Here is a 13,007-nt window from a genome sequence, read left to right as displayed (position 1 = left end):
GAAGGACGGCGTGCATTGGAACTCACGTGCGCCAGCGCTCACATGGCGAATCGGGGGCTTCATGCGCCGGATTATCAAGGTCGGGGCCGTCGACCGGGCTCCCCCATCCGGGGGAGCCCGGTCAGCCCGGCTTCAACCGAGCAGCTTGAGGCCGACGATGCCCAGGCCGATCAAGGCCAGGCAGGCCAGCCGGGCCGCGCTGGCCGCTTCACCGAACAGCCACATGCCGATCAGCGCGCTGCCCATGGCGCCGATGCCGGTCCATACGGCATAGGCCGTTCCCAGCGCAATCTGGCGCATCGCCAGGCCCAGCAGCCAGACACTGCCCACCATCGCCGCGACCGTCATTGCCGTGATCACCGGCCGCGTGAAGCCCTCGCTGAACTTCAGGCCGGTCGCCCACGCCACCTCCAGCAAGCCGGCGATCAACAGGATGCTCCACGACATCGACTCACTCCGAGACCGGCCGCACGGCCCGGACTTACCCTGAGCAGGGTTGCAGGCCGGGGCGGCGCAGCCTAGAAAAGACAAAAGCGCCGCGAGCGGCGCTTCGTTGACACACGGTGCGTACAGACAACAGGGAGATCAGGTCGCCTGCGGCGCTGCGCCGCCGCGTGCGGCTGCCGCGACCTGGGCCGCGATCTCCTTGCGGAAGCGGTTGAGCTCCTGGACGCTCTTGAAGCTGTGCTCCATCAAGAGGCTCATGTTGTGCAGGATGCGCTCCACCACCTTGTTCTCCCACACCGAGTCGAACTGGATCTGCTTGTCCAGCCAGTGCTCGAGCCACTCCGGGTTGGGCAGCCGGCTCTGGATGGTGTCGCGCGGGAACAGCTTCTGGTTCACGTGCAGGTTGGTGGGGTGCAGGGCCTGCGCCGTGCGGCGAGCGCTCGCCATCAGCACGCCGACCTTGGCGAAGGCCGCCTTGGCCTCGTTGCCGAAGCGGCCGATGGCGCGCTTCATGTAGCGCAGGTAGGCGCCGCCGTGGCGGGCCTCGTCGCGCGCCAGGGTTTCGTAGATGGCCTTGATGACCGGCTCGGTGTGCCATTCGGAGGCGCGCCGGTACCAGTGATTGAGGCGGATCTCGCCGCAGAAGTGCAGCATCAGGGTCTCGAGCGCCGGGGCCGGGTCGAACTCGAAGCGCACTTCGTGCAGTTCCTGCTCGGTGGGCACCAGGTCGGGACGGAAGCGCTTGAGGTACTCCATCAGCACCAGCGAGTGCTTCTGCTCCTCGAAAAACCAGACGCTCATGAAGGCAGAGAAGTCGCTGTCCTCGCGGTTGTCGCGCAGGAACATCTCAGTGGCCGGCAGGGCCGCCCACTCAGTGATCGCGTTCATCTTGATGGTCTGCGCCTGCTCTTCGCTGAGCAGCGAGGCGTCGAAGCGGTCCCACGGGATGTCCCGGTCCATGTTCCAGCGGACGGCTTCCAGTTGCTTGAAAAGCTCGGGGTACAGCATGGGCAGTTCCTGTGTCGCAGAGGCAAGTAGTGGTTGTCGAGCCGCGGCCGTTCGGGCTCTGGCGTCCCGGCCGGCAGGAGGATCACGCCTGCGCGGCACAGCGCCGGCCAGTGCTCCCTGCGGAGGAGCGGGCAGCACGGAACTGCCGAGCCCCGGCCGCACGCAATCCCGATTGTCCCGTAAGTCGGGCTGCCGCGCAGGAAAAGGGGCCGAAGATGTCGGGTTTCTCCCTGTTCCGGCGTCCAGCGCGGGCTGTGAGCCCAGCCCGTCCCCCTGTCGGTCCGGCAAAAAAGCCAGGTATTCAACAAGTGAACCGCTTGGTCACCACCCGAACAGAGAAGTTCACTACGAAACATCTTCGGCAGCGGAGTGGATGATGATCGCTCCTGCGCGCGCATTTCGTTTGCTCAAAGTCGGTCGTTGGCATGAAAAAAGCAACTTTCTGTTTTTTTCAGGGCTTGCATGTGGAACTTTCCCCCGCATGTCGCTTCAAATCGACGCTGCCGCGGTTTGGGAGTGCCGGTCGACGCGAGACCCTCGTGTCGGTCGTCAGGGAAACGCCGTGGCCCACCGCACCGTCTTTCTGCTGCGAAGCCTTCCAGCCCGGCTGGTTGAAATCCTGGAGCGTTTCTCCTCCTCCTCCCTCCCTCCCTCCTTCGCTCCGGGGCGCTTCGCGGCGTTTTTCTTCGTGCCCGGGCGCGCCACTGCGCCGGGCTTGCCGGGCTGAGGGCAGCATGCGTCGCGTCGCTGTCATCGGCTCCGGCATTTCAGGCTTGGCCGTCGCCTGGACGCTGGCCGGCCAGGCGCGGGTCACGCTGCTGGAGGCCCAGGACCGGTTCGGCGGACACGCCCACACCGTCGAGGTGACACTGCCCGGCCGCCGTGGCGAGGTCACGCACGGCGTGGACACCGGCTTCCTGGTGCTCAACGACCGCACCTACCCGCGGCTGCTCGCTCTCTTCGAGTCGCTGGGCATCGAGACATTCGCCTCCGAGATGTCGTTTTCGGTCCAGGTGCCGGACGCCGGCCTGGAATGGAGCGGCCGCCACCTGGGAACTGTGTTCGCCCAGCCGCGCAACCTGGGGCGCCCGGGCTTCTGGCGCATGCTGGCCGACATCGTCCGCTTCAACCGGCTCGGGACCGCCCTGGCCGAACGCGGCGAGGAGGCTCGGCTGCGCGAGCCGCTCGGCGACTTCCTGCTGCGCGAGCGCTTCGGCGCCAGCTTCCGCGACTGGTATCTGCTGCCCATGCTCGCCAGCATCTGGTCCTGCCCGACCGATCAGATGCTGCGCTTTCCGGTCGCCACGATGCTGCGCTTCTGCCACAACCATGGCCTGCTGCGCATCACCGGCCGACCGCAGTGGCGCTCCGTGAGGGGCGGGTCGCGCGGCTATGTGCAGCGCCTGCTGCAGCGGGTGCCGGACGCGCGCCTGTCCACACCGGTTCTGGGTGTACGCCGCGGCGCCGGCGATGCCGGCGTCAGCGTGCTGACCGCGCGAGGCGCCGAACCTTATGACGAAGTGGTGCTGGCCTGCCACGCGGACCAGGCGCTGGCCCTGCTCGAGAACCCGAGCGCCGATGAACGCGCCGTGCTCGGCGCCATCCGCAGCCAATCCAACCGCGCGGTGCTGCATACCGACACGACCCTGCTGCCCGATCGGCGGCGCGCCTGGGCCGCCTGGAACTACGAGCGCAACGCCGCCCCCCGGCGCGAAAGCGCGGCAGTCTGCCTGCACTACCTGATCAACCGCCTGCAGCCGCTGCCCTTCGAGCAGGCAGTCATCGTCAGCCTCAACCCGGCGCGCGAGCCGCGGCTGTCGCAGGTGTTGGCGGAGTTCGACTACCGACATCCGGTGTTCGACCTCGCCGCCCTCGACGCGCAGCGCGGTCTGCCGGCCTTGCAGGGGCAGCGGCACACCTGGTTCTGCGGTGCCTGGACCGGCTACGGCTTCCACGAGGACGGCCTGCGCTCCGGGCTGGACGTGGCGCGGCAGCTGCTGCAAGGCTGGGCCAGGGACCCCGCACGGCCCGGACAGGCCACGCAGGAGGCCGCGTGAGGCCGGTGGCCCAGATCGGCTTCGGCCAGGTGCGCCATACCCGGCTGCGCCCGGTGCGGCACACCTTTGCCTACCCGGGCTACTTCCTGCTGCTGCCGATGCGCGGCCTGCGCGAGCGGCCGGAGCCGGTGCTGCGGCGCAACGGCTTCGGTGCCCTCAGCTTCCACGACGCCGACCACGGCGACGGCAGCAGCGACTGCCTGCTCTGGCTCGAAGCCCTGCTGGCGCGCGCCGGCGTGCACGACGCCGAAGGGGAGGTGTGGCTGCAGACGTATCCGCGCGTGCTGGGCCATACCTTCAAGCCGGTCAGCTTCTGGTACGCCGAGCGCCGCGACGGCTCGCTCGCTGCCATCGCCGTCGAGGTCAACAACACCTTCGGCGAGCGCCATTGCTACCTGCTGCAAGGACCCGGGTTGCGCTGCGGGCAGGAGGTGCACGCGGCCAAGGTCTTCCACGTCTCGCCGTTCTGCCGCGTCGAGGGCCACTACCGCTTCCGTTTCCTGCGCACCCGCGGCGACAGCGCACAAGGCGCGCGCTGCATCGCACGTATCGATCATGACGACCGGCAGGGCCCGCTGCTGCAGACCAGCGTCTGTGGCCGCCTGGAGCCGCTCACGGCCGCCAGTGCGCGCCGCGCCCTGTTCGGCATGCCGTTGATGACGCTGGGTGTCATCGTCCGCATCCACTGGCAGGCACTGCGGCTGTGGGCCAAGCGCGTGCCATGGTTCACCCGGCCACAAGCCCTCGCGCCCCGATGAGTCGGCCCCCCACGCTGCCGGCCCCTCTGTCGCTGGCCCGCCCCGCCCTGCCGGCATCGGTGCCCACTGCAGCACGCCTCGTGCTGCAGCGGCTCGCAGGCCTCGCCCATGGCACGCTGGAGCTGCAGCTGCCGGGGGGCGATCGGGTCCGCTTCGGCAGCGGCGCTGCTCCGCAGGCCGTCGCCTGCGTGCACGACTGGCGCGTGTTCTCGCGCACGCTCGCCTCGGGCGACATCGGCTTCGCCGAGAGTTATCTCGAGGGCGAGTGGAGCAGCCCCGACCTGGCCGGGCTGTTGCGCCTGCTGGTCGCCCACCGCGAGGCGCTCGAGAACGCGGTCTATGGACGCTGGTGGGGCCGGGCACTGCACCGGCTGCGCCACCTGCTGAACCGCAACTCCCACGCCCAGGCCAGGCGCAACGTCCAGGCCCACTACGACCTCGGCAACAGCTTCTACCGCCTCTGGCTGGATGAGTCGATGACGTATTCGGGTGCCTGGTTCGACGGACGGCCAGGCCTCCCCATCGAGGCGGCGCAGCAGGCCAAGCTGCGCCGCGCACTGCGGCAATGCGGGCTGCAGCCGGGCGGCCGCCTGCTGGAGATCGGCTGCGGCTGGGGCAGCCTGGCCGAGCTGGCGGCACGCGAGTTCGGCGCCCGGGTCACCGGCCTCACGCTGTCCCTCGAGCAGTGGCGTTTCGCCGCCGAACGGCTGCAGCGACAGGGGCTGGAGCACCGCGTCGAGCTGCGCCTGCAGGACTGGCGCGACCTTGACGACGGGCCCTACGACGCGATCTGCTCGATCGAGATGTTCGAGGCGGTCGGGCGCGAATTCTGGGAGCGCTTTTTCGCGATGCTGCGAAGGGGGCTCCGGCCGGGGGGCCGGGCCTGCCTGCAGACCATCACGATCCGCGAGGACTTGTTCGCGCGTTATGTCGGCTCGACCGACTTCATCCAGCAGTACGTCTTTCCCGGCGGCCTGCTGCCCAGCGCCTCGGCATTTCGCGCCGGGGCGCGCCGGGCCGGGCTGCAACTGGTCGATGAACTGGACTTCGGCCCCGACTATGCCGAGACGCTCAGGCGCTGGCGCGAGCGCTTCGCGGCCGCCGAGCCGCAGGTCCGGGCCCTCGGCTTCGACACCCGCTTCATCCGCCTCTGGCGGTTTTACCTGGCTTACTGTGAGGCCGCCTTTGCCGAGCGCAACACGGCGGTCATGCAGTTCACGCTCTTGAACCCCGACGGGACCGGCTCAGGCAGCGCAGGGCGCGATACGCGGCTGTAATAAGCTTCGCGCCCATGTCACATGCCCCTGACCGAGAGCAGCCGCCGCTGCCTGCCCCGCCTTCGAAACGCCGTGCTGCCGCAGCCAAGCCAACCCAACCAGGCCCGGGCTGCGGACGGCCGGTCGCCGTGGTCGGCGCCGGCCTCGCCGGGCTGGCCTGTGCCGGGGCGTTGCGGGATGCCGGCCGCGAGGTCCTGGTGTTCGACCGGCAGACCGAGCCGGGCGGCCGTTGCGCCTTGATCGCGACGCCGGCCGGCCCCTTCGATGCGACCGGTGCGGGCCTGCGACCCGCCGGCAAGGCCTTCGCGGCCCAGCTGCAGGCCTGGGCCGAGGCAGGCTGGCTGCAGCCCGATCCGCAGCAGCCCGGGCACTGGTTCGCGCGCGGCTCGCTGCAGGCGCTGGCAGAGCAGCTGGCCCAGGGGCTGACGCTGGTCTCCCGCGTCGAGGTCCGGGCCCTGCAACGCCGCGACGAAACCTGGCACCTGGAGACCGAAGGGCCGCTCCCGGTCGATCTGGCGGCCCGGGTGCAGCAAGGCTTCGATGCGGTCCTGCTGGCCCTGCCCGCCAGCGCGGCCCTGCCGCTGCTGGGCGACGACTCCGAGCTGGCTGAACGGCTCGGCGGCACCGGCGCAGAGTCCGTGTGGGCGCTGATGGCGGCCTGGCCGCAGACGCTGCCGCTGCGAGCCGACCGGCTGGATGCCGACCGGCTCGCAGCGGCAGGTGCCGTGTTGTCCGCCGCCTGGCGCGAGGACAGCCTGCCGGGACGACCCCAGGTCAGCGGGATCGGCTCGCGCTGGGTCCTGCACGCCACACCGGCGTGGAGCGCCGAGCGACTGGCCGCGCGCCCGTTCGACGTGGCGAAGGGCATGCTGGAGGCGCTGCAGGCCGCAGTGGGCCTGCAACTGGCCCGCCCGGCTTTCGCGCTGACCCAATGCCGGCCGGATACGCATGTCGCGGCGCCGCTGAAGGAGCGTTGCGGCTGGAACGCGAGGCTGCGCCTGGGCGCCTGTGGCGATGCCTGGCATGCGCTGAAGGGCTCCGAAGGCCCCGAGCGGGCCTGGCTCAGCGGCCGGGCCCTGGCCCAGAAGGTCCTGGCCGGCTGAGACCGCCGGCCCTACTTCAGCCAGCCCTTGTGGCGGAAGTACCAGAAGGGGGCGACCACCGAGCCCACCATCAGCATCAGCGAGAAGGGGTAGCCGTACTGCCAGTCGACCTCAGGCATGAAGCGGAAGTTCATGCCGTAGATGCTCGCGATCAGGGTCGGCGGCAGCAGCGCCACGCTCGCGACCGAGAAGATGCGAATGATCTTGTTCTGGTTGATGTTGATGAAGCCGACCGTGGCGTCCATCAGGAAGTTGATCTTGTCGAACAGGAAGGCGGTGTGCGAGTCGAGCGAATCGATGTCGCGCATGATCTGGCGCGCCTCCTCGAACTGCTCGGCGTTGAGCAGGCGGCTGCGCATCAGGAAGCTGACCGCGCGGCGCGTGTCCATCACGTTGCGGCGGATGCGGCCGTTCAAGTCCTCCGACCTCGCGATGGCGGCCAGCGCCTCCCCGGCCTCGGTGTCGGTGACATCGGCCTTGAGCACCTGGGCGCTGACGCGCTCCAGCGCGTCGTAGATGCCTTCGAGGGAGTCGGCCGAGTACTCCGCGTCCATGTCGTAGAGCTTGAGCAGCACGTCCTTGGCGCCCTCGATCAGCCCCGGCATGCGGCGTCCGCGCAGCCGCAGCAGGCGGAACACCGGCAGGTCCTCGTCGTGGATCGAGAACAGCACGTTGTTGTGCAGGATGAAGGCGGCCCGCACGTTGCGCGAACTCACGTCGTCCTGGATCAGGAAGTCGGTGCGCAGGTGCAGCTCGCCGTTGTCCTCTTCGTAGAAGCGGGCCGATTCCTCGAGGTCGTCGCCGGTGATGTTCTCGGGAATCTGAACCCCGAAGCAGCCCGCGATCCAGCCCTTTTCCTCGGGCGTGGGAGCCTCCAGGTCGACCCATACCGGCTGCAGCCGGCTCAGCGACTCGGGACGATCGATCTCTTCCTGGTACAGACGGCCGTTGGCCAGCGTGAATACATTGAGCATGCCATCTCCAGCGGGGCGGGCTGCCGCCGGGGGCCCGCCAGGCTCGGCAGGCCGCGCGCGATGCGGCGTGGTTCGGGAGGTCAGGGGATAGAGGCAGACCGTCTCACCCCCCGATCGGCAAGGCAGTGCGAGGCGCGGGCAACGACGTGCCGGCCCCGCCCTTGCTCGCGCCCCGTCCGCTGGCCGTCTACAACGGTGCGGGAACAGGCTGGCAGGAGTGGACGGTCACCGAGGGTGACAACTGTCCAAGGAAGTCTCCGTAGCAAAAAGCGACTCAAGATTATGCACTCCGCCCCCGAAGGCGAGCAAACCGCACACCCAGCTTCCTAGAATCGGCCATCGACCCGAAGGACTTTTGCCATGGACACCACAGCGCGAAACACGGACGTGATACACGAGCGCCTGCGCCTGCTGCGCGAGGCGATGGCACGCCACGGTGTGACGGCCTGCCTGCTACCGACCGCCGATCCGCACCTCTCCGAATACCTGCCGGAGCGCTGGAAGGGCCGCGAGTGGCTGTCGGGCTTCACCGGCTCGATGGCGACGCTGATCGTGACGCCCGACTTCGCCGGCCTGTGGGCCGACAGCCGCTACTGGGTGCAGGCCGAGAAGGAGCTCGCCGGCAGCGGCATCGTCCTGATGAAGATCGTCTCGGGCACCAGCCAGCAGCACATCGACTGGCTGGCCACCGAAGTACCGGCCGGACAGACCGTCGCGGTCGACGGCCAGGTCTTGAGCCTGGCCTCGGCACGCGCGCTGCAGGCGGCGCTCGCGCCGCGCTCGGTGCGGCTGCGTACCGACCTCGACCTGCTGGAGGAGGTCTGGAGCGGCCGCCCGGGCCTGCCCGTGCCTCCGCTCTACGAGCACCAGGCGCCGCACGCGCCGCTGTCGCGCGCCGACAAGCTGGCGGCGCTGCGCGACACGATGCGGCGCGAGCAGGCCAGCTGGCACTTCGTCTCGACGCTGGATGACATCGCCTACCTCTTCAACCTGCGGGGCTCCGACGTTTCCTACAACCCGGTGTTCGTCGCCCATGCCCTGATCGGGCTGGAGGGCGCCACGCTGTTCCTCGACGAAAGCAAGGTCAGCCCTGCGCTGCGCGAAACGCTCGCGCGCGATGGCGTCACGCTCGCGCCGTATGCCGAGGCGGGACGGCGCCTGGCCGGACTCGACGGCACGCTGCTGCTCGACCCGCGCCGCGTCACGCTCGGCCTGCGCGAGCAGGTGCCGGCCGGCGTGCGTGTGGTGGAGGCGGTCAATCCAAGCACCTTCGCGAAGTCGCGCAAGACCGCCGAGGAGACCGAGCACCTGCGCCTGACCATGGAGCACGACGGCGCCGCGCTGGCGGCGTTTTTCGCCTGGTTCGAGGAGAGCCTGGGCCGCAAGCGCCTGACCGAGCTGGACATCGACGAGCGCATCACCGCCGAACGCGCGGCACGGCCCCATTTCGTCTCACCGAGCTTCAGCACCATCGCCGGCTTCAATGCCAACGGCGCGATGCCGCACTACCGCGCGACCCCCGAGGCGCATGCCGTGATCGAGGGACAGGGGCTGCTGCTGATCGACTCGGGGGGCCAATACCTGGGCGGCACCACCGACATCACGCGGGTGCTTGCGGTCGGCGAGGCGACGCCGGCTCAGAAGCGCGACTTCACGCTGGTGCTCAAGGCCATGATGGCGATGTCCCGGGCGCGCTTTCCGCGCGGCATCCGCTCGCCGCTGCTGGACGCGATCGCCCGCGCGCCGCTGTGGGCCGAGGGCCTGGACTACGGCCACGGCACCGGCCACGGCGTCGGCTATTTCCTGAACGTGCACGAGGGTCCGCAGGTGCTGTCCTACAACGCCTCGCCGGACCCGCACACCGCAATGGAGCCCGGCATGGTCACCTCGATCGAGCCCGGACTCTACCGGCCCGGGCAGTGGGGCATACGCATCGAGAATCTGGCGATGAACCAGCCGGCCTTGTCGACCGAGTTCGGCGACTACCTCGCTTTCGAGACGCTCACGCTGTGCCCCATCGACACCCGCTGCATCGAGCGCAGCCTGCTGCGCGAGGACGAGATCGAGTGGCTGAACGACTACCACCGCACCGTGCGGGAGCGGGTCGGCCGGCATCTCGCCCCGGGGGCCGCGCGCGACTGGCTGGAGACCCGTACGCAAGCCCTATGATGCGCAGCTTTTCGTGCACAAGTTCACGAAACGCCTGAGCCGGGGAGCAGGGCGGGCCGGCGCCGCCCCTGTCCTACAGAGCAGGGATTTCCCTAGCCTCCTCCCCCTCATGCAGATGCCTGGTGCCATCCGACGTGATGCAGCTAACAGTCTGCCCGTCAGCGTGTCAGACAATTACCGACAATGTGATTAGTTCCCGCCCTCTGTGGCTTCCCCGTTTCAATGACTACAGTTCTCGACATGCCCCAGACGGACGAAGGAGTACCCGCCATGCAGCCTCTCGATCACGCGACGAACCCATTCGCGCTCATGACCGATCCCCAGGCTGTGCTTCAGGCAGTACAGCTTTCCGATCGTCTGGCGGGTCTGCAAAGCCGCGTTTACCGGCCTCTGGACCATTCCCAAGACAACGGGCGCGGCAGCGCGCCCGCCGAGGGGAAGCGCAAGGACACGCTGACCGGCGAGCTGATCGAGTAAGCCTGGCCTGATCGGCGCCTGCCGCGCAAGGCGCCACCCCCGAAGACGTCGAGGACTGCGCGAGCCGCGCAGAGCCCGGGCTTTGCCATGGAGTACTGATGATGCCCGCTACGAACCCCACGCCCGCTCAAGACCGTGCCACACGCGACGCCAGCGTGCGCCAGTACGCCCCCTTGGTTCGCCGCCTCGCGCACCGGCTGATCGCCCGGCTGCCGGCCAACGTGGAGCTCGACGACCTGGTGCAAGCAGGCATGATCGGACTGACCGAAGCGCTGTCGCGCAGCGACAACCCGTCGGGCCCGCAGTTCGAAGCCTTCGCCACCCAGCGCATCCGCGGCGCGATGCTCGACGAACTGCGCGCCGGCGACTGGATCAGCCGCGATGCACGCCGCCAGCACCGCGAAGCGGGCCTCACGATGCACAAGCTGGAGCAGCAGCTGGGCCGCGCTCCTCTCTCCTCGGAGGTGGCGCGCGAGATGGGCATCGAGATGGAGGAGTACCACGAGGTGCTGGCGCAGGCGCGCAGCTCGCAGTTCGTCTCGCTCGACGAGATCACCTCGGGCGACGAGGACGGTGACAGCAGCTCCATGGAGCGCCAGTTCGCCGATCCGGAGGCCGACCCGCTGCACCACGTGGCCGACTACCGCCGCCGTGTCGCGCTGGTGCGCGCGATCGAGACCCTGCCCGAGCGCGAGCGCCAGGCGCTGAGCCTCTACTACGAACACGACATGAGCCTGAAGGACATCGGCAGCGTGCTGGGCGTGAGCGATTCGCGCGTCTGCCACCTGCACAACCAGGCTTTCCAGCGCCTGCGCGTCAAGCTGCGCGACTGGTGAGCCCGCGGCGGCTTCCCGCCGCCCCACCCTCCGTCCAAGCGCGGGCCTTGCCCGCCGCCCTCACTCCGCCGCAGCCGGCAGCTGCGACAAGCGCTGCATCACCGCCTCCGGCGCCAGCGGCCGGGCCAGCAGATAGCCCTGCAGCAGGTCGCAGTTCAAGGCCAGCAGCTTGGTCCGCTCGTCCTCGGTCTCCACCCCCTCGGCCACCACCTGCATGCCCAGCGCGTGCGCCACATCGATGATGGAGCGGATCAGCAGCGCCGCCTCCTGCGAGGTGCAGATGTCGCGCACGAAGGACTTGTCGATCTTCAGCTTGCCGCACTGCAGCCGCCGCAGGTAGCTCAGCGAGCTGTAGCCGGTGCCGAAGTCGTCGAGCGCCAGCCTGAAGCCGCGCTGGCGCAGCGCGGCAAGCACCGAGTCCGGGCTCGTGATGTCATCGAAGACCGCGCTCTCGGTCAGCTCGAATTCGAGCTGCTCGGGGGTCAGGCCCAGCTCGGGCAGCATCGCCAGAAAACGCTGGCGATGGGTTTCGCGCTTGAACTGCTGGGAGGCCAGGTTCAGTGCGATCGGCGGGGCGGTCCAGCCGGCACGCCGCCACTCGTCGAGGTCGGCGCGCACCCGCCGCAGCGCGGCCTCGCCCAGCGCGACGATCAGCCCGCTGCTCTCGGCCAGCGGGATGAACTCGCCCGGCATCACCCACCCGCGCGCCGGGTGCCGCCAGCGCATCAGGCCTTCCATCGCCACGGCGCGCCCCTGCGCGTCGAAGACCGGCTGGTAGTGCAGCAGCAGCTGGCCCTCCACCAGGGCGACCCGCAGGTCGGCCTCCAGCGAGGAACGGCGGCGGATCTCCTCGGCCAACTCCGAAGAATAAAAGCGGAAGGCGTCCTTGCCTTCGCGCTTGGCCTGGTACATCGCGACGTCGGCGCACTGCATCCCGTCCTCGGCGCTGCGGGCGTCGTTAGGCAGCAGGGCGATACCGACCGAGACACTGGCACGCAGTGTCTCGCCGTCGACCTCCATGGGCGCGGGCACCCGCTCGACGATGGCGGCCGCGATCCGCGCTGCGGCTTCCGCGGCATGCTCGGGCGCCTCCAGAAGCACCGCGAACTCGTCGCCGCCGATGCGCGCCACCATGTCGCCCTGGCGCAGCAGCGCCTGCAGCCGCCGCGCCACTTCGCGCAGCACCTGATCGCCGCCGCCGTGGCCGTTGATGTCGTTGATCTGCTTGAAGTTGTCGATGTCGAGGAACATCACCGCATGGCCGATGCCCTGGCGCAGCGAGCGCGTCGCGGCCCGCTGCAGGGTCCCGAGGAAGGCGGCCCGGTTGGGCAGGCCGGTCAGCTCGTCATGCAGCGCCAGGTAGCGGGTGCGTGCCTCGGCGGCACGCACACTGGCGCGCAGGCCACGCGAGACGAACCATGACAGCGCCAGCGCGATCGCCATGATGCACATGCCGCCGGACCAGAACTTGAAGAGGTCGCGCAGGACGGAGCCGCGCTCGGCCTGCACCTCCAGGCGCCCGACCACGGCGCCGTTGACCGTGATCTTGTGCTCGATGTCCGCCGGGCTGAGCAGGTCGACCATCCAGCCGCGCTCGGACGCCGGCCGGCGGTAGCTTGCAAAGACGCTGCCGTCGTTGCGCAGCAGACGCGCGCCGGTGACGCTGGGCGCGGCCTGCAGGGCCAGCAGGACCTCCTCGGCATCGGAGACGGCGTTGAACACCAGCGCGGCACTGGTGTTCTGCCCGACGATCTGTGCCTGGGTGCGCAGCTCGGTGCGAAGTCGCTCGTCCAGCGACAGGAACTGCATGCCGGTCAGCAGGATGATGGACAAAAGCATGGCCGCGCCGGCGATCAGGCCGTCGCGGGTGTGGGTCAGGAAAGCAGGCGCCGCGTGCATAG

General features: G+C 69.4%; 12 protein-coding genes. 8 read left to right on the top strand and 4 right to left on the bottom strand.

Going from position 1 to position 13,007, the window contains the following annotated elements:
* Nucleotides 1–132: 132 nt before the first annotated feature.
* Together OOT46_RS02110 and OOT46_RS02105 are read right to left on the bottom strand one after the other, a co-directional pair.
* Complete coding sequence (locus OOT46_RS02110) at nt 133–447, bottom strand: DMT family transporter (RefSeq protein ID WP_265401929.1); 315 nt, start codon at nt 445–447, stop codon at nt 133–135.
* A 138-nt stretch (nt 448–585) separates the two neighbouring features.
* Nucleotides 586–1,455, bottom strand: coding sequence for a ferritin-like domain-containing protein (locus OOT46_RS02105; protein WP_265401928.1), 870 nt, complete (start codon nt 1,453–1,455; stop codon nt 586–588).
* 373 nt (nt 1,456–1,828) lie between these two features.
* Between OOT46_RS02105 and OOT46_RS02100 the strand changes: the two genes are divergently transcribed.
* From OOT46_RS02100 to OOT46_RS02080, 5 genes are read left to right on the top strand one after another with little or no spacing between them, the layout of a single operon-like run.
* Nucleotides 1,829–2,182 (top strand): hypothetical protein, encoded by a 354-nt coding sequence (locus tag OOT46_RS02100; protein WP_265401927.1) that lies wholly within the window; start codon nt 1,829–1,831, stop codon nt 2,180–2,182.
* Between the two features lie 7 nt (nt 2,183–2,189).
* Nucleotides 2,190–3,512 (top strand): NAD(P)/FAD-dependent oxidoreductase, encoded by a 1,323-nt coding sequence (locus tag OOT46_RS02095; protein ID WP_265401926.1) that lies wholly within the window; start codon nt 2,190–2,192, stop codon nt 3,510–3,512.
* Nucleotides 3,509–4,270 carry a DUF1365 domain-containing protein gene (locus tag OOT46_RS02090; protein WP_265401925.1) on the top strand — a complete coding sequence of 254 codons (762 nt, stop codon included), beginning with the start codon at nt 3,509–3,511 and terminating at the stop codon, nt 4,268–4,270. Before OOT46_RS02095 ends, OOT46_RS02090 begins: the two co-directional genes overlap by 4 nt.
* On the top strand, nt 4,267–5,547 hold the full coding sequence (locus OOT46_RS02085; RefSeq protein ID WP_265401924.1) for an SAM-dependent methyltransferase: 1,281 nt from the start codon (nt 4,267–4,269) through the stop codon (nt 5,545–5,547). The genes OOT46_RS02090 and OOT46_RS02085 overlap by 4 nt, the downstream gene beginning before the upstream one ends.
* A gap of 14 nt (nt 5,548–5,561) precedes the next feature.
* Nucleotides 5,562–6,650: an NAD(P)-binding protein gene (locus OOT46_RS02080; RefSeq protein ID WP_265401923.1), complete on the top strand. Its 1,089-nt coding sequence runs from the start codon at nt 5,562–5,564 to the stop codon at nt 6,648–6,650.
* An 11-nt stretch (nt 6,651–6,661) separates the two neighbouring features.
* On the opposite strand, the gene corA is transcribed toward OOT46_RS02080, so the two are convergent.
* Nucleotides 6,662–7,624 carry a magnesium/cobalt transporter CorA gene (gene corA, locus OOT46_RS02075; protein WP_265401922.1) on the bottom strand — a complete coding sequence of 321 codons (963 nt, stop codon included), beginning with the start codon at nt 7,622–7,624 and terminating at the stop codon, nt 6,662–6,664.
* 360 nt (nt 7,625–7,984) lie between these two features.
* On the opposite strand from corA, the gene OOT46_RS02070 reads away from it, so the two are divergent.
* The 3 genes from OOT46_RS02070 (at nt 7,985) to OOT46_RS02060 (ending at nt 11,106) form a co-directional block, all read left to right on the top strand.
* Nucleotides 7,985–9,793 carry an aminopeptidase P family protein gene (locus OOT46_RS02070; RefSeq protein WP_265401921.1) on the top strand — a complete coding sequence of 603 codons (1,809 nt, stop codon included), beginning with the start codon at nt 7,985–7,987 and terminating at the stop codon, nt 9,791–9,793.
* Nucleotides 9,794–10,063: 270 nt separating this feature from the next.
* Nucleotides 10,064–10,270: a hypothetical protein gene (locus OOT46_RS02065; protein WP_265401920.1), complete on the top strand. Its 207-nt coding sequence runs from the start codon at nt 10,064–10,066 to the stop codon at nt 10,268–10,270.
* A 98-nt stretch (nt 10,271–10,368) separates the two neighbouring features.
* Nucleotides 10,369–11,106 (top strand): RNA polymerase sigma factor FliA, encoded by a 738-nt coding sequence (locus OOT46_RS02060; protein ID WP_265401919.1) that lies wholly within the window; start codon nt 10,369–10,371, stop codon nt 11,104–11,106.
* Between the two features lie 60 nt (nt 11,107–11,166).
* On the opposite strand, the gene OOT46_RS02055 is transcribed toward OOT46_RS02060, so the two are convergent.
* Nucleotides 11,167–13,005: a putative bifunctional diguanylate cyclase/phosphodiesterase gene (locus OOT46_RS02055; RefSeq protein WP_265401918.1), complete on the bottom strand. Its 1,839-nt coding sequence runs from the start codon at nt 13,003–13,005 to the stop codon at nt 11,167–11,169.
* Nucleotides 13,006–13,007: the final 2 nt, after the last annotated feature.

Source organism: Aquabacterium sp. A7-Y, from assembly GCF_026153205.1.
GTDB lineage: Bacteria > Pseudomonadota > Gammaproteobacteria > Burkholderiales > Burkholderiaceae_C > Caldimonas.
This window is presented reverse-complemented; position numbering and strand designations above follow the sequence as displayed.

What these genes read in the sequence shown, in the direction of transcription:
- OOT46_RS02110 (WP_265401929.1), bottom strand. Translation starts at nt 447, where the DNA reads ATGTCGTGGAGCATCCTGTTGATCGCCGGCTTGCTGGAGGTGGCGTGG.
- OOT46_RS02105 (WP_265401928.1), bottom strand. Translation starts at nt 1,455, where the DNA reads ATGCTGTACCCCGAGCTTTTCAAGCAACTGGAAGCCGTCCGCTGGAAC.
- OOT46_RS02100 (WP_265401927.1), top strand. Translation starts at nt 1,829, where the DNA reads ATGATGATCGCTCCTGCGCGCGCATTTCGTTTGCTCAAAGTCGGTCGT.
- OOT46_RS02095 (WP_265401926.1), top strand. Translation starts at nt 2,190, where the DNA reads ATGCGTCGCGTCGCTGTCATCGGCTCCGGCATTTCAGGCTTGGCCGTC.
- OOT46_RS02085 (WP_265401924.1), top strand. Translation starts at nt 4,267, where the DNA reads ATGAGTCGGCCCCCCACGCTGCCGGCCCCTCTGTCGCTGGCCCGCCCC.
- OOT46_RS02080 (WP_265401923.1), top strand. Translation starts at nt 5,562, where the DNA reads ATGTCACATGCCCCTGACCGAGAGCAGCCGCCGCTGCCTGCCCCGCCT.
- corA (WP_265401922.1), bottom strand. Translation starts at nt 7,624, where the DNA reads ATGCTCAATGTATTCACGCTGGCCAACGGCCGTCTGTACCAGGAAGAG.
- OOT46_RS02070 (WP_265401921.1), top strand. Translation starts at nt 7,985, where the DNA reads ATGGACACCACAGCGCGAAACACGGACGTGATACACGAGCGCCTGCGC.
- OOT46_RS02065 (WP_265401920.1), top strand. Translation starts at nt 10,064, where the DNA reads ATGCAGCCTCTCGATCACGCGACGAACCCATTCGCGCTCATGACCGAT.
- OOT46_RS02060 (WP_265401919.1), top strand. Translation starts at nt 10,369, where the DNA reads ATGATGCCCGCTACGAACCCCACGCCCGCTCAAGACCGTGCCACACGC.
- OOT46_RS02055 (WP_265401918.1), bottom strand. Translation starts at nt 13,005, where the DNA reads ATGCACGCGGCGCCTGCTTTCCTGACCCACACCCGCGACGGCCTGATC.